21 protein-coding genes and 1 pseudogene are annotated in these 19,447 nt (G+C 53.4%); 8 read left to right on the forward strand and 14 right to left on the reverse strand.

Annotation, left to right across the window (positions count from 1 at the left end; genetic code table 11):
* Positions 1-138 precede the first annotated feature (138 nt).
* Positions 139-1,329 carry a cardiolipin synthase gene (gene cls / locus ACR1UW_RS01320; RefSeq protein WP_237420985.1) on the forward strand — a complete coding sequence of 397 codons (1,191 nt, stop codon included), beginning with the start codon at positions 139-141 and terminating at the stop codon, positions 1,327-1,329.
* 248 nt (positions 1,330-1,577) lie between these two features.
* Here cls and ACR1UW_RS01325 read toward each other — a convergent pair whose 3' ends face one another.
* The 6 genes from ACR1UW_RS01325 to speE all read right to left on the reverse strand — a co-directional run bounded on the left by ACR1UW_RS01325 (position 1,578) and on the right by speE (position 6,412).
* The gene (locus ACR1UW_RS01325) at positions 1,578-1,745 is read right to left on the reverse strand and encodes a XapX domain-containing protein (protein WP_033010756.1); all 168 of its coding nucleotides are present in this window, start codon (positions 1,743-1,745) and stop codon (positions 1,578-1,580) included.
* A gap of 81 nt (positions 1,746-1,826) precedes the next feature.
* A complete protein-coding gene (gene argS / locus ACR1UW_RS01330; RefSeq protein ID WP_033010744.1) occupies positions 1,827-3,500 on the reverse strand; it encodes an arginine--tRNA ligase in 1,674 nt (557 codons plus the stop codon).
* A gap of 4 nt (positions 3,501-3,504) precedes the next feature.
* On the reverse strand, positions 3,505-3,936 hold the full coding sequence (locus ACR1UW_RS01335; protein ID WP_033010742.1) for a YwiB family protein: 432 nt from the start codon (positions 3,934-3,936) through the stop codon (positions 3,505-3,507).
* Positions 3,937-4,190: 254 nt separating this feature from the next.
* Positions 4,191-4,568 (reverse strand): hypothetical protein, encoded by a 378-nt coding sequence (locus ACR1UW_RS01340; RefSeq protein WP_011232870.1) that lies wholly within the window; start codon positions 4,566-4,568, stop codon positions 4,191-4,193.
* Positions 4,569-4,696: 128 nt separating this feature from the next.
* Entirely contained in the window at positions 4,697-5,572 is an 876-nt protein-coding gene (gene speB / locus ACR1UW_RS01345; RefSeq protein ID WP_049624641.1) for an agmatinase, read from the reverse strand.
* Positions 5,573-5,584: 12 nt separating this feature from the next.
* Positions 5,585-6,412 (reverse strand): polyamine aminopropyltransferase, encoded by an 828-nt coding sequence (gene speE / locus ACR1UW_RS01350; RefSeq protein WP_498934355.1) that lies wholly within the window; start codon positions 6,410-6,412, stop codon positions 5,585-5,587.
* 257 nt (positions 6,413-6,669) lie between these two features.
* Between speE and ACR1UW_RS01355 the strand changes: the two genes are divergently transcribed.
* A complete protein-coding gene (locus ACR1UW_RS01355) occupies positions 6,670-8,715 on the forward strand; it encodes a transglycosylase domain-containing protein (RefSeq protein WP_237420988.1) in 2,046 nt (681 codons plus the stop codon).
* Positions 8,716-8,846: 131 nt separating this feature from the next.
* Here the strand turns inward: ACR1UW_RS01355 and ACR1UW_RS01360 are convergent, their stop codons facing one another.
* Both ACR1UW_RS01360 and ACR1UW_RS01365 read right to left on the reverse strand, forming a co-directional pair.
* Complete coding sequence (locus tag ACR1UW_RS01360; protein WP_011232874.1) at positions 8,847-9,362, reverse strand: YwhD family protein; 516 nt, start codon at positions 9,360-9,362, stop codon at positions 8,847-8,849.
* Between the two features lie 17 nt (positions 9,363-9,379).
* Positions 9,380-10,048, reverse strand: a complete 669-nt coding sequence (locus ACR1UW_RS01365) for a site-2 protease family protein (protein WP_011232875.1) — start codon at positions 10,046-10,048, stop codon at positions 9,380-9,382.
* Between the two features lie 132 nt (positions 10,049-10,180).
* On the opposite strand from ACR1UW_RS01365, the gene thmT reads away from it, so the two are divergent.
* Positions 10,181-10,369, forward strand: a complete 189-nt coding sequence (thmT, locus tag ACR1UW_RS01370) for a 2-hydroxymuconate tautomerase (RefSeq protein WP_011232876.1) — start codon at positions 10,181-10,183, stop codon at positions 10,367-10,369.
* Positions 10,370-10,469: 100 nt separating this feature from the next.
* A pseudogene (locus ACR1UW_RS01375) lies at positions 10,470-10,982 on the forward strand (solute carrier family 23 protein); the annotation flags it as partial.
* A 189-nt stretch (positions 10,983-11,171) separates the two neighbouring features.
* Here ACR1UW_RS01375 and ACR1UW_RS01380 read toward each other — a convergent pair.
* The 3 genes from ACR1UW_RS01380 to ACR1UW_RS01390 all read right to left on the reverse strand — a co-directional run bounded on the left by ACR1UW_RS01380 (position 11,172) and on the right by ACR1UW_RS01390 (position 13,374).
* Positions 11,172-11,690: a YwgA family protein gene (locus ACR1UW_RS01380; RefSeq protein WP_498934357.1), complete on the reverse strand. Its 519-nt coding sequence runs from the start codon at positions 11,688-11,690 to the stop codon at positions 11,172-11,174.
* Positions 11,691-11,703: 13 nt separating this feature from the next.
* On the reverse strand, positions 11,704-13,002 hold the full coding sequence (locus ACR1UW_RS01385) for an HD domain-containing protein (protein WP_498934359.1): 1,299 nt from the start codon (positions 13,000-13,002) through the stop codon (positions 11,704-11,706).
* Between the two features lie 144 nt (positions 13,003-13,146).
* On the reverse strand, positions 13,147-13,374 hold the full coding sequence (locus tag ACR1UW_RS01390) for a YuzB family protein (RefSeq protein WP_011232879.1): 228 nt from the start codon (positions 13,372-13,374) through the stop codon (positions 13,147-13,149).
* A gap of 175 nt (positions 13,375-13,549) precedes the next feature.
* On the opposite strand from ACR1UW_RS01390, the gene ACR1UW_RS01395 reads away from it, so the two are divergent.
* Positions 13,550-14,203 carry an RsfA family transcriptional regulator gene (locus tag ACR1UW_RS01395; RefSeq protein ID WP_096226032.1) on the forward strand — a complete coding sequence of 218 codons (654 nt, stop codon included), beginning with the start codon at positions 13,550-13,552 and terminating at the stop codon, positions 14,201-14,203.
* A gap of 138 nt (positions 14,204-14,341) precedes the next feature.
* Here ACR1UW_RS01395 and lipL read toward each other — a convergent pair whose 3' ends face one another.
* The gene (lipL, locus tag ACR1UW_RS01400; protein ID WP_013146647.1) at positions 14,342-15,193 is read right to left on the reverse strand and encodes an octanoyl-[GcvH]:protein N-octanoyltransferase; all 852 of its coding nucleotides are present in this window, start codon (positions 15,191-15,193) and stop codon (positions 14,342-14,344) included.
* 199 nt (positions 15,194-15,392) lie between these two features.
* A complete protein-coding gene (gene pta, locus ACR1UW_RS01405) occupies positions 15,393-16,373 on the reverse strand; it encodes a phosphate acetyltransferase (RefSeq protein ID WP_434411003.1) in 981 nt (326 codons plus the stop codon).
* 228 nt (positions 16,374-16,601) lie between these two features.
* Here pta and hemQ point away from each other — a divergent pair, with 228 nt between their 5' ends.
* The 3 genes from hemQ to gerQ all read left to right on the forward strand — a co-directional run bounded on the left by hemQ (position 16,602) and on the right by gerQ (position 18,719).
* Entirely contained in the window at positions 16,602-17,348 is a 747-nt protein-coding gene (gene hemQ, locus ACR1UW_RS01410) for a hydrogen peroxide-dependent heme synthase (protein WP_011232883.1), read from the forward strand.
* Between the two features lie 321 nt (positions 17,349-17,669).
* Complete coding sequence (locus ACR1UW_RS01415; RefSeq protein WP_498934362.1) at positions 17,670-18,116, forward strand: cell wall hydrolase; 447 nt, start codon at positions 17,670-17,672, stop codon at positions 18,114-18,116.
* Between the two features lie 18 nt (positions 18,117-18,134).
* Complete coding sequence (gene gerQ, locus ACR1UW_RS01420; RefSeq protein ID WP_095860134.1) at positions 18,135-18,719, forward strand: spore coat protein GerQ; 585 nt, start codon at positions 18,135-18,137, stop codon at positions 18,717-18,719.
* Positions 18,720-18,914: 195 nt separating this feature from the next.
* Here the strand turns inward: gerQ and ACR1UW_RS01425 are convergent, their stop codons facing one another.
* A complete protein-coding gene (locus tag ACR1UW_RS01425; protein ID WP_015376087.1) occupies positions 18,915-19,286 on the reverse strand; it encodes a DUF423 domain-containing protein in 372 nt (123 codons plus the stop codon).
* Positions 19,287-19,447 lie beyond the last annotated feature (161 nt).

Below are 19,447 nucleotides of genomic sequence, written 5' to 3' on the forward strand. Positions count from 1 at the left end.
TGCCGTTGCCGGGCCCGTGCAGCGGAACGTCAAGCAGCGAAGAACGCGGACAGGGCGGAAGCGGGTGTCCGCTCTGCTATTTTTGCGCGTTGTAGGACACATTAATAAGTACTGAAGCGACGCACAGGAGGGAAAAATATGCTCATCATTGCCGTTATTGTGATCATATTCGCACTCGTTTATCTTGATAACAAGCTTGGCCGGCTGATCCTCCGCAACGGGCGCAAAAAAGTCGTGTACCCAAAGCGGCGGAGCGATATGGCCTTGTATGTGAATGGACGGCATTTATTTGCCGATTATTTTGCCGAGCTGCGCCGCGCCCGCGATCATATCCATATTTTGTTTTATATCATCAAGCATGACGAAACGACGGCGCCATTTTTCCAACTTTTAAAGGAAAAAGCGGCGGAAGGGGTGGAAGTGCGCTTGTTGACGGACTGGGTCGGCAGCTTCGGGTTGCCGAAAACGCTCATCCGTTCGCTGAAGGCAAGCGGCGTCGAATTCGCCTACGCCCGCCCGCCGCGCTTTCCGTTTTTCATTTACCGCCTCAACCGCCGCAACCACCGAAAAATTACGGTCATCGATGGAAAGGTCGGGTATATGGGCGGTTTTAACATCGGCCGCGAATACAGTGGAAAGGACGCTAACATCGGAGAATGGCGCGACTATCACTTAAAAATCAGCGGAGAAGGGGTGCACGACTTGCAAGAACAATTTTTGCACGATTGGGAGGAGGCGACGGGCAAAACCGTCGCTGACAAACGCCGCTACTTCCCACCCCTTCACGCCGGCGCCATCCGCCACCAGCTTGTCGCGACTGAGGGCGCCGCGCTTGAAGAGCAGTATATCGATGCGATCCGGCAGGCAAAACGAGAAATTATGATCGGCAGCCCCTACTTTATCCCGAGCCGGCCGTTGTTTGACGAGCTTATGCGCGCGATCCGGCGCGGGGTGCGCGTCACGGTCATTGTGCCGCTGCGGGCGGACCATTTATTTGTCCGCGAGGCCGCTTACCCGTATTTTTATCAAATGCTGAAGGCCGGAGCGCGCATTTACCGCTTTTACCAAGGATTTTACCACGCCAAAACGATTGTCGTCGATGAGGAATGGTGCGATGTCGGCACCGCCAACTTTGACCGGCGCAGTCTGTTTCTCAACGGCGAAATCAACTGCTATGTATTCGACCGCGCGTTCACGCAGGTGGTCAAGCGGGCGATCCAACGCGACCTGACGCGCGCCGAGCCGCTGACGCTCGATTTTTGGCGGAAGCGTTCGCTCCTTGACCGCGGCAAAGAATCGATTTCCCAGCTGATTTCCGCCTGGTTGTAGGCAACACGAAAAAAGCCGGCGATGTTCATCACCAACCCGCCTAACAGCGGCTTTCCCCGAGGAGGAACTTGGCAAAATCAGCTTTTTTCGTGCAAAACCCGGCGCTTGGACGAACGCCCGGACAAAAGGGCAAAGGAATCCCAGCCGAAACCGCCAAACAAAAAACCCGGCCGGCTCCATGTTGGCGATGTGAGATCGCTGCGGGCGCCGGCCGGGATTGAATCAGTTGGCCATCCTGTATCTTCTATTCATTTCCAAAACAATGTCAACCATTGAAACAGCCGCATCCCAAGATACACTCCAACAATGCCGGCAATGCCAGCCAACGCCGGAGGGGCCGGAATCGGCAGGCGGAACAGCGTGAACAAAAAACCGACAACGATGCCGGTGACAAGCGACAGCACCACTTCTTTCACAAGCAAATCCTCCATCGTTGTTTTTCCTTATGATGCCCAGACAAAAAGGGAAGCAGTCGCTCCCCTCCTTTGTTGCATCTGTTACATTTGTTCCGGGGCGGAAACGCCGATCAACGCCAACGCGTTTTTCAGCGTAATTTGCACCGCCTTCACCAACGCGAGGCGGGCTTTCGTTTTTTCGATGTTGTCCAAATCAAGCACTTTTTCCGCGTTGTAGAAGCTATGGAGCGCCGAAGCCAGCTCAAACGCATAGGCGGTGACGCGGTGCGGCATCCGCTTGAGCGCTGCCTCGGCGACGACGTCCGGGAAGTCGCCGAGCACTTTGAGCAGCTCGATTTCTTTTTCCGTCTCCACTAAATGATGCAAAGCGAGGTCGCCTTCGTACGACACGTTTTGCTCTTCCGCTTGGCGGAGAATGCTTGAGACGCGGGCATGCGCGTATTGGACGTAGTAAACCGGATTTTCATTCGACTGCGACACGGCCAAGTCCATGTCAAAATCCAAATGCGTATCGCCCGAGCGCATCGCAAAGAAATAGCGGACGGCATCGACGCCGACTTCTTCCATCAGCTCGCGCATCGTCACCGCCTTGCCGGTGCGCTTGCTCATTTTGACGCGCTCGCCGTTTTGGTATAAGTTCACCATTTGGATGATTTCGACTTCGAGCGCCTCCGGATCGTAGCCGAGCGCGGCGATCGCCGCTTTCATGCGCGGAATGTAGCCGTGGTGATCCGCTCCCCAAACGTTAATCAGCTTGGTAAATCCGCGCCGCAGCTTGTCTTGGTGGTAGGCGATGTCCGGAAGCAAGTACGTATACGTGCCGTCCTGCTTAATTAAGACGCGGTCTTTGTCGTCCCCAAACGCCGTCGAACGGAACCATGTCGCCCCGTCCTGCTCGTAAATGTAGCCGCGCTCGCGCAAAGTGGAAAGCGCTTCGTCGATTTTGCCGCTTTCATAAAGCGATGTTTCCGAGTACCAGACGTCGAACGGAACACGGAATGCGGCCAAATCTTGTTTAATTTTGTCGAGCTCATAACGAAGGCCGTATTCGCGGAAGAAAGCAAGCCGTTCCTCTTCATCGGCGTGGACGAACCGATCGCCATATTCCTCAGCAAGTGTTTTGCCGATTTCGACAATGTCGTCGCCGTAATAGCCGTCCTCCGGCAACGGCATATCGACACCGAGCGCCTGGAAATAGCGGGCTTCGACCGATTTCGCCAAGTTGTAAATTTGCTTGCCGGCGTCGTTAATATAGTATTCGCGCGTCACGTCAAACCCGGCTTTCGCCAAAATGTTGCAAAGCGAATCGCCGACCGCCGCGCCGCGGGCATGGCCCAAATGCAAGTCGCCGGTCGGGTTGGCGGAGACGAACTCGACTTGCACTTTTTCCCCGTTGCCGACGTTCGATTCGCCATACGCTTGTCCCGCCTGCAAAATCGCCGGCACGACCGCCGTCAAATAGCGGTTGTCCATGTAAAAGTTAATAAATCCCGGACCCGCCACCTCAATGCGCGCCACCGATACGCGCTCGCGATCAAGCTGCCCGACGATGGCTTCGGCAATCGCCCGCGGCGGCTTTTTCGCAATGCGGGCAAGCTGCATGGCGATGTTCGTCGAGTAATCGCCATGCGCCTTGTCGCGCGGCACCTCCAGCAAGACGTCCGGCAGCTCATCAGCCGAAACGAGCCCGGCTTTCACCGCCGCTTGGCGAATTTCTTCTTTCAGCTGTTCTTTCATTTGTCCGACAATGTTCATCGGCTTATACCCCCTTAAATGTCAACGTCAACGTATGGCGTCCGCTCCGCTCGTTTTGCAAGAAAAGCTCGTAGGAGAGAAAGAGCCGCCCCCGCTTCCGCTTATCGTCATAGTGAAATTCGATCGCATCCGTTTTCGCCGCCATCGCCCACCGCCCAAACACCGTTCCGTAATGGCCCGGCGTTTCTTGCCGGCGGCGGAACGTTTGCCGCATCTCGACCGCTCCGGAGCGAAGGATGGTCACCTCGTCAGGCGCGATTTTCACAATGTTGTTCACCCGCCCGAGTTCGTTTTCCTCCTCAAACTGCAAATAGCCTGTTTCCCCTTTTATGTAATACACCCCGTCCGCCTCAAGCACAACCGTCTCTTGGCGCGGACCGTCGCGAATGACAGCCACTTGGCGGAGGCGCGCCGGGATGCCGTTTGTTTCCTTCATATCGATGAACACACCTTTGCGAACAAACAGTCATAGTTTATAGTATAATGAACTGTTCCGCTCCATTCAAGAGGGGACAAACCCGATGGCAGATTTCCGCTCCAGTGGGCAAAAAAAAGGGGCTGGCCCAAAAGGTTGTTTTTCCTTAAACAAAACACAACATATCGTTATCTTAATGATTGTTTTATGCCTACATACGGTAATAAGAAAAGGTGTCCCGATCCTTTTGGGACACCCTCTGTTCCATCGGTATTTTATGATGACGCCCGAACATTTTTTAACACGTTAATAGCAAAAAGAATGACACCTATCACGACGAGCACCCCACCAATCGCTGTCACCGGCACGAACGCTTCGTTGCCGTAAACGACGAAAATGAGACCGATCATCATGACCGGCAGGCCGATATTGTGCAGCCAGAAATGCACTTTCGCCCATTTCGTCGCCGCCGCTTGTGGAAATAAATGATAGATGATGCCAGCAAGCGTCAAGGCCGTCCAGCCAAGCAAGTTGATATGGACATGGACCGGGGTCAGCGCAAACGAATGGGTCATCGACATGCCAAGCCCCATACAGACGCCAATGACAAAGTACACAACGGAAATTTTGATCAGCTTCACGCCCATCTTCATTCCCCCTCTCCTTTTTCTGTAAATACATTAATTATTACGCTCCGTACGCTCATATTCCTGCATCTTTTGTCCCACCAAAGAAAAAAGCACCCTCGCAAACTTGCGATTTAGGCGCTTTTTCTCATTTTTCACTTCCCTACCCAACCAAGCAGCATTTCCCGCACAAGCTTGCTCGCCGTATTGGCCGTTTGTTCGGAGTGGTCGTAAATCGGCGCGACTTCCACCAAATCGGCGCCGACAACGCGGACGTCGGAGCGGGCGATCTCATGGATCGCGGCTAGCAGCTCTTTCGATGTAATGCCGCCGGCATCGACCGTTCCCGTTCCGGGGGCATGGGCCGGGTCAAGCACATCGATGTCGATCGTCACATACACCGGGCGGCCGGCGAGCTTTGGCAACACGGAGCGGAGCGGTTCAAGCACCTCAAACTTGGCGATGTACATACCGTTTTCTTTCGCCCACTCAAACTCCTCTTTCATCCCGGAACGGATGCCGAACGAAAAGACATTCGTCGGGCCGATCAAGTCAGCGACTTTGCGGATTGGCGTCGCGTGCGACAGCGGCTCGCCTTCGTAATGTTCACGCAAGTCGGTATGGGCGTCCATGTGAATGACGGCCAAATCCGGGTAATAGTCGTACACCGCTTTGATGACCGGCCAAGAGACGAGATGTTCGCCGCCGAGGCCAAGCGGAAACTTGCCGGCGTCAAGCACCTTTTTCACGAACTGCTCAATCAGCTCTAAACTGCGGGCCGCATTGCCAAACGGCAGCGGAATGTCTCCAGCGTCAAAGTAGCGGATGTCTTTGAGTTCGCGGTCCAAATATGGGCTGTACTCCTCAAGCCCGATTGACACTTCGCGGATGCGGGCCGGGCCAAACCGCGAGCCAGGCCGGTAGCTGACCGTCCAGTCCATCGGCATGCCGTAAATGACCGCTTCGCTCTCTTCGAAGTTCGGGTGGCTGCCAATAAAGACGTTGCCTGAATAAGCTTCATCAAAACGCATCGATCTGCCCCCTTATTTCACTAGGTCCGCGACAAATTTTGGCAAAACGAAGCACGCCTTATGCAATTCTTTCGTGTAGTATTTCGTCTCAATGTCATGGAACCGGTCGTCGCTCACCGCAAGCGGGTCGTATTGTTTCGAGCCGAGCGTAAACGTCCAGAGCCCGCTCGGATACGTCGGAATGTTCGCTGTATACAAACGGGTGATCGGGAAAATTTCTTTCACATCGCGGTAGACGTTGCGGATCAAGTCTGCTTTAAACCACGGATTGTCCGTTTGGGCGACGAAAATGCCGTCCTCTTTCAGCGCGTTGGCGATGCCGGCATAAAACCCTTTTGTGAACAAGTTGACCGCCGGGCCGACTGGTTCCGTCGAGTCGACCATGATGACGTCGTATTCGTTTTCGCTTTGCGCGATATGCATAAACCCGTCATCGACTTTCACTTCGACGCGCGGATCGTCAAGTTGGCCAGCGATTTCCGGCAAGTATTTTTTCGAATACTCGATCACTTTGCCGTCGATTTCCACAAGCGTCGCTTTTTTGACGCTCGGGTGCTTCAGCACTTCACGAATGACGCCGCCGTCGCCGCCGCCGACGACAAGGACGTTCTCTGGCTTCGGATGGGTGAACAATGGGACGTGGGCGACCATTTCATGATAGACGAACTCGTCTTTTTGCGTCGTCATCACCATGCCGTCTAAAATGAGCATGTTGCCAAACTCCGCCGTTTCGACCATATCAAGTTTTTGGAACGGCGTCTGTTCTGTATGTAAAGTGCGGATGATGCGTGCGGTGATGCCAAAATGCTCCGTTTGCTTTTCGGTAAACCAAAGTTCCATTCGGTAACATCCTTTCTCCGAGCGTTGCTTACTATACAAGTTTTCCTTAGCCAACGAAACACTAAACATGAAAAAGTATAGAGCAATCTAGCAAAAATGCAAGAGGAACAAGTTTAAAATAAAAAATTTTTTTTCATACTGGTAAGAAAAAGCGGAAAACCTCGCTGGCGAAGCCTTGACAAAAGCAAGGCGGCGCATCCAGCCGGGCGTCCGCCCGCATGTCTAAAACAACGCCAAAACCGTTGAGGTGATGCGCAATGGAACCGATCCCGGGCAGCCGTTTTCGCGGCACATGGAAATATGTGCGCGCCGCCGTCTTTATCGGCTTTTTTCTCGCCATCTTTGCCTTCGCCGCTCTCGGGAGCTTTATTTTGTTTGCCAAAATCGAAGGCGCCCCGCCGGTCGCCGTGCCGCAAACAACGATTTTTTATGCGGACGACGGCCGCAAAATTGGGGAAAGCGACCATGGACAAAAGCGGTACTGGGTTCATCTCGGTGACATTTCCCCGCACGTCATCGAGGCGACGATTGCCGTTGAGGACCGAAAGTTTTACGAACACCACGGATTTGACTTGAAACGGATCGCCGGCGCGGTGCTCGCCAATCTCGAGGCCATGGACAAAGTGCAAGGAGCGAGCACGATCACCCAGCAATATGCACGCAACTTATTTTTAACACATGAGAAAACGTGGTCGCGAAAAATCCAGGAAGCGCTGTACACGATCCGCCTTGAAGCCAATTACAGCAAAGAAAAAATTTTAGAAGGCTATTTAAATACGATTTACTACGGCCATGGCGCCTACGGCATCGAGGCAGCAGCGCGCTATTATTTCGGCAAGCACGCGAGCGAGCTGACGCTCAGCGAGGCAGCGATGCTCGCCGGCATTCCGAAAGGGCCGTATTACTACTCGCCGCTTGTCAACGAGGCGCGGGCAAAAGCGCGGCAAAAAATCGTGCTCACCTCCATGGTGGAAGCCGGCTACATCAGCCGCGAAGAAGCGGAGCGGGCGTACCGTGACAAGCTCGTTTACATCCGCCACCGCGAACGAGAGCAGCCTGTGGCCCCGTATTTCCAAGATGTTGTGAAACAGCAGCTGCGCACGAAGCTTGGCTTTGATGAGCGGACGATTGAGCTCGGGGGGCTGCGCGTCTACACAACGCTCGACCGACGCCTGCAGCGAATCGCCGAAGAACAAGTTAAACAAGTCATCAGTCCCCATTCTGCCATCCAGGCGGCATTGGTGGCCATGGATCCGCGCACAGGGGAAGTAAAGGCGCTCATCGGCGGACGCAACTACGAAGAAAGCCCGTTCAACCGCGCTGTGCAAGCGGAACGCCAGCCAGGGTCGACATTTAAGCCGTTTTTGTATTACGCGGCGATCAAGCAAGGATTCACCCCATCGACGCAACTGCGCAGCGAGCTGACGACATTTACGTTTAACGGCGGCCGATCGTCGTACACCCCCCATAATTACAATGACTACTACGCCAATGGCCCGATCACGCTCGCTCAGGCGCTCGCTGTATCCGACAACGTCTTTGCGGTGAAAACGCTCCAGTTCATCGGCGCCGACAAACTCGTCGAAACAGCGAAAGCGCTTGGCATTACAAGCAGATTGAAAGCAGTGCCGTCATTGGCGCTTGGCACCTCGCCCGTGAAAGTGATCGACATGGTGGCCGCGTACAGCACACTGGCCAACTACGGCAAACAAACCGAACCGGTGTTTATTCAAAAAGTCGTCGACGCGAACGGAAACGTGCTGTATGAACATAAGCCGGAGAGCCGGCAAGTGCTCGACCGCGACGCAGCGTTTGTGACGACCCATTTAATGACCGGAATGTTCGATCCAAAGCTTAACGGCTATACGACCGTCACCGGGCAATCGATCGCCGATGAAATGACGCGCCCGTACGCCGGCAAGTCCGGGACGACGAAAACGGACAGCTGGATGATCGGCTTCGCCCCGCAGTTGGTCGCCGGCGTCTGGACCGGCTACGACCGCGGCGAAACGATGAGCCGCTTTGACGAAAAGCAATACGCGAAACAAATATGGATCCGCTTTATGGAGAAAAGCCTCGCCGGCGAGCCGAAAAAATCGTTCAAGCCGACCAAAGGCGTCATCGGTGTCTACATCGACCCGCAAAACGGCAAGCTGGCGACCGATTCGTGCCCAGTGAAGCGGAAAACGTATTATATCGCTGGCACAGAACCGGTTGACTATTGCACCGATCATGTAAAAGAGGAGAAGAAGAAAAAAGAAGACGGAAAAAGCTGGTTCGAGAAATGGTTTCCATGGTTTTAAACAAGAAAATCCCCTGCGTTTGCCCGCAGGGGATTTTCTTGTCCTAGTTTTCCTGTGTTATACATGTAGATTTAGTTTATCCTTTTTTCCAGATAAGAACAAGCCCTTAGGCAAACATGTTCACAAAACCGTCACAATTCGCCTTCGAGTCCTTTTTTCAGTTCATCGCTCGAGCGATTCCACATCCCGATGTCGTGGCCTTTCAAAAAGTCGGCGAGCACCCGCTTCGACTTAGCGTCCATATGATCGACGATGATATGCCGTTTCAGCGATTTATCGAGCCGGTTCACATGTTCCGGCAATAACTTATAACCACGGCGCGCCTCACGGTCGACCGTCATTTCGCACGCCGTCACCCCGGCGTAATACGGACCGTCCTCGCGACGCTCGATCGTCACCCAGACGATCCAATACGGCTTGCCGTTTGGCACGGCGGAGCGATCCGGCAAAAACTTGATGCCGCGCTCAACAGAGCTGCGGGCATGCATCGCCCCCATATCAACGAACGCTTCACCCGCTTCGACGTCAATGATGACCGGCGACACGTTTTCTAGGCTCAACGCCCCGGCGCCAAAGCCGCGGTGCCCGTCGGTCGGGTCGTCTTTGATGATATTAAAGCCGATGTTTTTTTTCTTTTTTTGCTCCATCCGCTTGTTCCTCCTTCCTACATAAACAAGCTGGCCACAAGTGACTGCAAGTTCTCAAGCACAAACGGCAGCGCCACTTGAAACACCGGCTCAATCGTATAGCGATCGAGCGGCGTCAGCACGAGAACAAGGAAAATGAGCGCCCCGTACGTTTCCCACTGCGTCATTTTCGCCCGCAGCCCATCCGGGGCCAAGTCTTCAATAATACGATACCCATCAAGCGGCGGAAACGGCAATAAATTAAACACAAACAAGACGGCGTTCAAGCTGATAAAAATTTGGAAAAACAGATCAAACCCGGCCGCAAACCAATCTGGCAGCGCCCGCATGATGCCGAAATCGATCATGGCGTACCAAATGACAAATCCAAGCCCGGCGAGCGCGAGGTTGCTTAGCGGCCCTGCCACCGAGACAAGAATGCCGGCAAGGCGCGGGTTTTTGAAATAAAAGCGATTGACTGGCACCGGGCGCGCCCAGCCAAACCCGGCGAGAAAGATCAGCAAAGTTCCAAGCAAATCCAAATGGGCAAACGGTGACAATGTCAGCCGTCCCTCGTTTTTCGCCGTCGGATCGCCGAACTTGTAAGCAACGTAGGCATGGGCGAACTCATGCACAGAAAACGCCAGCGCCAGCGTCAACAGCACGTACGGAATTTCGCTTAACGAATACGGCAAAATGTGTTCCACTTGATTAACTCCTTTTCCCCTGTATTCACTATCCTTAGTATACATGATTTACCGCCAAAAGTGGACTGAACTTCACGGTTCCATGGTATAATAAGCGCGATAGCACTCGACAAGGAAATGGGGGGAATGATGATGCCGTATGTCACGATCAAAATGCTCGCCGGCCGCACGGATGAACAGAAGAAAGCGCTCGTTGAAAAAGTGACGGACGCCGTCGTCGAGACGACAGGGGCGAAACGGGAGAGCGTTGTCGTATTCATTGAAGAAATGACGAAAGACCATTACGCCATCGCTGGAAAACGGCTGAGCGACGCGGAGTAACAAACAGGGGGACGCCATCGGGCGTCCCCATTGCTTTTTGAAATAAAAACGAATATTATTATATTTGTCTTTCATATTGTTCGTCTTTAGGAGGTTGCCTATGATTCGTCTTCCGCACCATGCCAGCAATCGCAAAACAGAGGTTCTCGCTGGCCTGACGACCTTTTTCACCATGGTGTACATCATCGTCGTCAATCCGATCATCTTATCAGACGCCGGCGTCCCGTTTGAACAGGCGTTCACCGCCACCGTCACCGCCACCGTCATCGCCACCGTCGTCGGCACGCTTTGGATGGCAATATTCGCCAACTATCCGATCGCCATTGCCCCCGGCATGGGGCTGAACGCGTATTTTGCCTATTCCGTCGTCGGCTCGCACGGCGGCATTTCGTACGAAACCGCGTTTTCCGCTGTGTTTGTCGCGGGATTGCTGTTTTTGTTGCTGTCGCTCACCCCGCTCCGCAGCAAGCTGATCGAAGTGATCCCCGACAGCTTAAAACATGGCATCACCGCCGGCATCGGGCTGTTTATCGCCTTTATCGGCCTGCGGCTGACCGGAATCATCCAAGCCCATCCGCAAAATTTGGTCGCGCTCGGCTTCATCTCGTACCCGCTCTTAAAAATCGCCCGCGGCCGCTGGCGCGATGTGCCGTTGCTGCTGTACGTGCTTGCCGTGCTGTTCTTTTTGCAGCTGGCGTTTTTGCCGCATTAATCCAAAAGAAGAAGGTGTCCCGGAAACAATGGGACACCTTTTCGTCTATGGCCAGCTGATGGTGTGTTGAAACAGTGTTTTTCATCTTCCCTACACACCAGCGCCCTTGTTGCAACGGCTCCGCAGCGCCTCAATATACGCATACGCCTCTTCGATCTCGTCCTCCGTATAGCGCTGCTTGCTTTTTACGACAGCGATTTTCTCTTTTACCTCATCTTTTGACAAATGTTCAAAATAGAGCACCGTGGAGACAAGCTCCAAAAAGCGTGCGTTTTGTCCGTTCATCGCCTGCATGCATTCGGCAAGGCCCGGCATCTCCCAGTCGTAATGGCGCAAAAACTGTTCGCCCGCTTCGGTCAGTGTATAGCGGTATTGCACATAGCCGCTCTTTTTCTCTTTCACTTCATGCAAAAAGCCGAGCGCGCACAGCTCTTCGATGCGGCACGTCAACTCTTCCGAATACGGGCCGTAAAAGTGGAAGTCGAACTTCTCATAAAACGGAAAGTCGAGCTTTTTGGCGATGTAAATCATTTTTTGCAGCTTTTTGCGGCCGACAATTTCCCCGGCGGCCGCCAACGCCTTCATTACTTTCGCATGCTCTGTGAGCACTCTCCGTCATCTCCTAACCCTTTAAAATTTCCATAATCTTTTTCTTCACTGTCCGCTTCGTCGACAAGTCTTCCAGGAAATCAGCGGGGAAATAGAGCTTATGGTCGGTGCGCCGCTTGCCGGAAATGGCGTCAACCAACACCGATTCGCGCGACAGCTCGCGAAGCTCCCCGTTTGGCATCAACAAATAAATCGGCAGGCGCTCTCCTTCCTCGCCCGGCCGGTAAAAATCGTACGGCAAGTCGGACGATGAATCGACGACCAAGTAATAGTCTGGATCGATCCCGGCCTTTTTGAACAAGCCGGTCAGCTCGATCAGCTTCGCCATTTGCTCGTTTGTCGGATGGAACTCCGTATATTTGAACAGGCGGCGGTGGACAAACCGCCGGCATAAGTCGCTTAAAATCGGATCTTGCTCATATTGCCATTGCTGGAAGTAAAACAGGATGATCGCTTCATCGAGCGCCAAATAGTCGCCGAGCGTTACATGGCCGGCAAAAAACGATAAAAAATGGGTTGGCTTCGTCGCAAACGTATACCCGTCCTCGTACAGCTTTTTCGCCCGATGCAAAATTTTCGTCAAAATGACTTCCGCACTGCGCGTCACGGGATGAAAGTACACTTGCCAGTACATTTGGTAGCGGCTCATGATGTAATCCTCGACCGCATGCATGCCGCTCCGCTTAATGACGACTTGGTCTTCGCGCGGACGCATGACGCGCAAAATGCGCTCCATGTCAAAATAGCCGTAGCTGACGCCGGTGTAGTAGGCATCGCGCAACAAATAATCCATCCGGTCGGCGTCAATTTGGCTCGAAATGAGGCTCACAACAAGCTTGTTCGGGTACGTTTTGGCGATCACTTCAGCGACCCTTCGCGGAAAATCGTCATCCACTTGGCGAAGTGCGGCGTTCACTTCTGTATCGCCTAAAATGATGGCCTGTGTAAAATCTTCGTGGTCAAGGCGAAACACCTTCTCAAATGAATGGGAAAACGGGCCGTGTCCTAAATCGTGCAAGAGCGCCGCGCATAGGCAAAGAAGGCGCTCGCTATGATCCCAATGATCGCGGCCGACAAACACGTCGTCAATGATGCGGCGGATGATTTCGTAAACGCCGAGCGAATGGTTAAACCGGCTGTGCTCGGCGCCGTGAAACGTCAAATATGTCGTGCCGAGCTGCTTGATGCGGCGCAGGCGCTGAAATTCTTTTGTGCCGATCAAATCCCAAATCACTTTGTCGCGAACATGTATGTATCGGTGCACCGGATCTTTAAACACTTTTTCTTCGTCAAGCTGCCCGCCGGAATACATCGCATCCTCCTCTTCCGTCTCCAACATACATCTATTATACGCCGTTTCTTTTGGCAAAGAAATAGTTGACTTTTTTCTCCGTCTTTCTCCATTATTGACGGAAAAAACAAAAAATCACCTTCTTTCGGCAAAGAAGGTGATCGGTTATCGCTTTTTCAACCTTTCAGCAATTTTATCAATCAGTTCGTCTTCCGTCAGCGCCGCCACCGGACGGTTGTTGACGAAAGCAAACGTCTTTTTCCGCCCTGGGCCGCAATACGACTGGCAGCCTATCTTGATGACCGCATCCGGATCCAGCTTTTTGAGGCGCGGAATCAATGTTTTTAAATTCGGCGCCTTGCAGTCGTCGCAAACGCGAAACTCATTCGCCATCACTCGTCATCCCTTTCCGCAGCGTTTGCTTTGTGTATTCTACCGCTTTCGTGAGAAAATTGCAAGTTGGCATGCTTTCACCCTTGTAATTTGCCAATCCCATAAACTTGCAACGTATAATTTTTTTCCTTTTGGTCCACCCTTTTACTAGCATGGGAAAAAGGAGTGGAGAACAGTGAAACAACGGCAAGACGCTTGGACGGAAGAAGACGATTTATTGTTGGCAGAGACCGTATTGCGCCATGTGCGTGAAGGGAGCACCCAACTCAACGCCTTTGAAGAAGTCGGCGACAGGCTGAACCGGACATCGGCCGCCTGCGGCTTTCGCTGGAACGCGGTCGTCCGCCATCGCTACGAAGAAGCATTGCAGCTGGCAAAAAAACAGCGAAAAGAACGGCTGCGGCTGCTGGCCAAACAAGGCGGCGCGAAAAAGCGGCGTCTGTACGAGCCGCCGATGCCATCACTCGAAGAGCTGGGAGAGGTGATGCAGCTGCCTGCCGTCATCCCGTCCTCCCCGCCGCAACAAGTGACGCTGGATCAAGTGATCGCTTTTTTGAAAACGTTCCAATCCCATGAACGGAAACGGGAGACGCTGATCAAAGAAAACGAGCGGCTGCGCCGCGAAATTGAAGAATTAAAGCAAAAAAATAAAGAACTTGAAGAAAAGGTTGCGAAATTAGAAGAAAATTCGTCGACCGTCCAAGAAGATTTTGAGACGCTCGTGAAAATCATCAACCGAGCGCGCAAAATGGTGTTAAAAGAGGAAGAAGAGCGGGGGCTGACCTTCCGTATGGACCCGAACGGCAACTTGGAAAAAATCGCGGAGTAAATAAAATAAGGATGCCCTGTCCATGGCTGCGCCTTGATCGCACTCTCTCCGGTGCGGCCGAGACACGGAGCATCCTTTTTGCCTGCCGGCGGCGTCAGGCGATGAACGCAGGCTCTTGCTGCTGGGCGGACCGCCCCCTTATTCTCCTGCTAGGAGCTCGCCCTTGAGCGCCGTTTCATTCCGCTCGACGATGCGCGCCCAATACTGCTCATACCAATTCCATTCGCCGTTCTCGAGGGCAGACGAATATAGCTCGCCGCCAAACGACTGCAGCGTGCGCCAAAGGGCGACAAGCAGCTCATCGATCGACAACTCGCAGCCGAGAAGCTCAGACAGCGACGCCATGACAGCTGGGACAACATCGGGGTAGGCGAATTTCGTTTTCTCTCCTTGGCGGCCGAGCTCATAAAAGCGGCGAATCAGCTCAGCCCGCGCGGCTCCGCTCCCGTTGACGCAAAGGTAGATTTGCACGGCAACGCCGCCGCGCACGCGCCGTTGCGAAATGCCGGCAAACTTTTTGCCGCCAATGCTCAAGTCATAGCTCCCCGGGCAATACGAACCGACGATTTCCCCCGCCTCAACGCGGGCGCCGTATGAGGCAAGCATGGCGGCCATGAGCGCATACATCGCCTCATACCCTTGCTCGATGGCAATCGTGTTTTTCGTTTCCGGAAAAATGAGCGAAATATTCAACACCCCGCTGTCAAGGACAACGGCCAACCCGCCGGAATTGCGGACGACGACGCGATACCCTTCCTGGCGCAAAAACGAAATGGCCTCATCGATGTACGGAAGCTTCGTATCAGCGGCGCCTAAGACGACGGTATTCTCATGCACCCACGTGCGGACGACCGCATCCGACTGTCCCGCACCAACCGCGGTGCATAATGCATCATCGATGGCAAACGATTGTTTCGCATCAAACAGCGGACCGAAATGCGACTGGTCGATGACCCGCCATTTCGGCTGCCGCAGCAATTCATGGCCCATCGCAGCAAACCCCTTACGTTGAACGTTCCGCTCTCATTATACCACATCAAATTGGAACGATTACGGCCATTAAAAAAGAAAGCGGCTAAACAGCAGCCAGCCGCCTTCTTTGACACGAATCCATGCATGAAACAAGGTGTCGCCCATTCTTTGGCAAAACGAACCGGTTCCGACTCCTCTTGCTCAGTTCGCCGCCTCTTTACTCCCCAAGCGACTGCGCCGCGGTGATGAGCGCGAGCTTGTAGGCGTCTTCGGCGCTGCAGCCGCGCGATAGGTCGTTCACCGGCTTGTTCAGCCCTTGCAAAATCGGGCCAACCGCTTCAAAGCCACCAAGGCGCTGGGCGATTTTGTAGCCGATGTTGCCCGCCTCAAGGCTCGGGAAAATAAAGACATTTGCGTCCCCTTGAATGACCGAGTCCGGCGCTTTCTTTTTCGCCACCTCTGGCACAAACGCGGCGTCAAATTGAAACTCACCGTCAAGGATCAGATCCGGCGCCATTTCTTTCGCCAACCGCACCGCCTCAACGACTTTTTCCGTCTCCGGCGACGAGGCCGACCCTTTCGTGGAAAAGCTTAACAGCGCTACGCGCGGCTTAAGGCCGAACATTTTGGCCGTCCGGGCGCTCTCGACCGCGATTTCAGCCAAATCTTGACTGTTAGGAGCAATGTTGATGGCGCAATCGGCAAACACATATTTTTCGTCGCCGCGCACCATGATGAACACGCCGGACGTTTTGCCAACGCCTGGCTTCGTTTTAATGATTTGCAAGGCTGGTCGGACCGTATCCGCCGTCGAATGTGCCGCCCCGCTGACGAGGCCGTCGGCCGCTCCCGTATAAACGAGCATCGTACCGAAATAGTTTTCATCGAAAAGCAACTCGCGCGCCGTTTCTTCTGTCACTTTCCCTTTGCGCCGCTCCACAAACGCCGAAACTAGCTCATCAAACCCGCCGTAGCGGCGCGGGTTGACAATCTCCACCCCTTCAAGCGGCAAGCCAAGCGCCGCTGCTTTCACCCTTATCGCTTGCTCATCGCCAAGGACGATCGGCTGAAGCACTTGCTCCGTCGCCAAACGGCTCGCCGCCGTTAAGATGCGGTCATCGGTTCCCTCCGGAAACACGATTTTTCGACCCGTATCGGTTACTTTCGCTTTTAATGCCGTAAATAAATCGGTTGTCACGATTCATGCCTCCTTCACGGTTGGCCCGCCTGTCTCCAGGCATCAGCCTTTCTCTACATTAAGCATACCGCTTCGATACGAAAACGCAACGATCGTAAGCCCTTCCAATCAATAATTCACCTTTTGGAACAATTCAGTATCTTTTGCTTTATGCACGGACACCCGCTTTTTTGGCCAAACTATGATATAGTGGTACTGTACAATTGATTGAATAAAGGAGTGACGATGATGAGCGAAGCGGCCCAAACGTTGGACGGTTGGTATTGTTTGCACGATTTCCGCACGATCGACTGGAGCGCGTGGAAAACACTTCCAAACGAAGAGCGCGAGGCAGCGATCAGTGAGTTTTTAGCGCTTGTCGATCAATGGGAGACGACGGAAAGCGAGAAGCAAGGAAGCCATGCCGTCTACACGATCGTCGGGCAAAAAGCCGATATTTTGTTCATGATTTTGCGGCCGACGCTGGATGAGCTGCATGAAATCGAAACAGCGCTTAACAAAACGAAACTCGCCGACTATTTATTACCTGCGTATTCGTACGTTTCGGTCGTGGAGTTGAGCAACTACTTGGCGTCCGGCAGCGAAGATCCGTACCAAATTCCAGAGGTGCGCCGCCGTTTGTATCCAATTTTGCCGAAAACGAACTACATTTGCTTCTATCCGATGGACAAGCGGCGCCAAGGCAACGACAACTGGTACATGTTGTCGATGGAACAGCGGCGCGAACTCATGCGCGCCCACGGCATGACCGGCCGAAAATACGCCGGCAAAGTGACGCAAATCATCACCGGCTCCGTCGGCTTGGATGATTTTGAATGGGGCGTCACCTTGTTTTCAGATGATGCACTCCAGTTCAAAAAGCTCGTCTATGAAATGCGCTTTGATGAAGTGAGCGCCCGCTTTGGCGAGTTTGGTTCATTTTTCGTCGGCACTCGCTTGTCGGTGGAAAAAGTTCCTTCGTTCTTCCATGTATAAAAAAGAGGGGCCCAAACGCGGCAGGGCCCCTTCGCTTATTTTCCTGTTCTTCAAGCAACCGGCGAGCTCCTCCCCCTGAAAGGTCAGCCAAACGAGCGATTTCTTCCGCCGTCATCCCTTTGCACATCATGTTACGGGTCTTTCTTGCGCAACGGGTTTCCCTTTTTGGTCAACCTCCCCTGTTTCTGTCATATCCAGCCCAACTGCCCCATACATATAAATCAGAAATTCCTCCGAGAAATCGCCTGTCTGTCTGTCACCATTTTCTTGTTCCACCAATAGCCTATTACTGTCGAAATTCACAACGACTGAGGTGACGATATGGGTCAGATCGCTCCCTCCATTGTAGCCCACACAGAAGAGGAAGTAAAGTTGTTGGCTCGGCTCATGCGAGCCGAAGCGGAAGGAGACGGGCGGCTTGGGATGCTCATGGTCGGCAACGTCGGCGTCAACCGCGTCATCGCCGACTGCCTTGACTTCCGCGGCATCCGCTCTATCCGGCAAATGGTGTTTCAAAGCCCGGGCGGCTTTGAGGCGGTGCAAAAAGGGTACTTTTACCAACGGGCGCGCAAAGTGGATATAGGCCTAGCCCGCCAAGTGCTCCGCGGTTGGCGCTACCACCCAGCGACAAACGCCCTTTGGTTTTTTAAACCACCTGAAGGTCAACCGTGCCCACCGCAATGGTTTGGCCAGTGGAACGTCGGCCGCTACAAATCGCATTGCTTTTTTGCACCGACTCCATCCGACTGCCCACGTGTCTATTCTTAATATTGAGGAGGGTTCTTTATGCCGAACAATCCAGAAAATCAATTTTATCCACTTGATGAGGAGCAACAATCATTTTATTATTCGCCGTTCGGTCAAGAACGGCAACAACCGTATGCATCCTATCCATACGGCTATCCGTATCCGCAGCCGTACTATCCGGCGGCATACCCGTATTATTACTATCCGCAAGCGGCTGCCGCTCCAATGATGACACCGGCGACAGCCGCCGCTCCGACGTTCGGTTTGCAGGCGCCGACGTTTACGGCCCCGACACCGATGCCGACCACCACCGTCCCATCGATTCCAGGGATGCTGCCGATTGAAGAATCGTACATTGAAAACATTTTACGGTTAAACAAAGGAAAAGTCGCCACTATCTATGCGACGTTTGAAAACAACCGTGAGTGGAATGCCAAGGTGTTTCGCGGCGTCATTGAAGCGGCTGGACGTGACCATGTCATTTTAAGCGACCCACAAACAGGCACACGCTATTTGATCCCGATGATTTACCTCGATTATGTCACGTTTGAAGGAGAAATCGCCTACGAATATCCGTTTGCCGGTGCCTCCGCCACGCCGCTCGCCTCCTATTCGCCGCGCTGAGTGCAAGCGCAAAACCGATGTTCGATGAGCAGGCTGCCCCAGGGTAGCCTGCTTTTTTTCATCCGATGCGACGTCCATCACAAGTTGCTGACGCCTAGTTGTCTATCATGGTGGCAAACGAAACAAAAAAGGTGCCTTCTATGATTGGGACGGCGCGTGATTTCCTGTTCGGGGTACACCTTGCCCGCGCTTCGCTTACAGCCATTTCAACGCCGCATAGCCGATCATCACCCAGGCGACCAAAAAAGCGACGCCGCCAAACGGAGTGATCGCGCCAAGCGGCTTAATCTGCGTTACACTTAATACGTACAAGCTCCCGGAAAACAACACGATGCCGGCGAACATCACCCAGCCCGCCGCACCGATCAGCCCGACATTTGGCGCCTTGCCAGCGAGCAATCCGACAACAAGCAGCCCTAATGCGTGGAACATCTGATATTGGACCGCCGTTTTCCAAATCTCCAAATAACGATCCGGAATCTTCCCTTCAAGCCCGTGCGCGCCAAACGCTCCCAATGCGACGGCTAAAAACGCATTGAGCGCGCCGAGAAGGACGAATGTTTTCATAGCTGTTCCGCCTTTCTAATGAAAGATTGTTTTCCCTCATTCATTAATAATAATGGGAATGTTCCCCGACAACAAATTACTAATGAATGTCAGCCACTTCACTCGACAGAACCGGTCAATCGGGAGCGCCACCGGCAAGACCCGCATCCAAGCCGGTGAAC

This window comes from Geobacillus lituanicus, from assembly GCF_050994965.1.
GTDB lineage: Bacteria > Bacillota > Bacilli > Bacillales > Anoxybacillaceae > Geobacillus > Geobacillus stearothermophilus.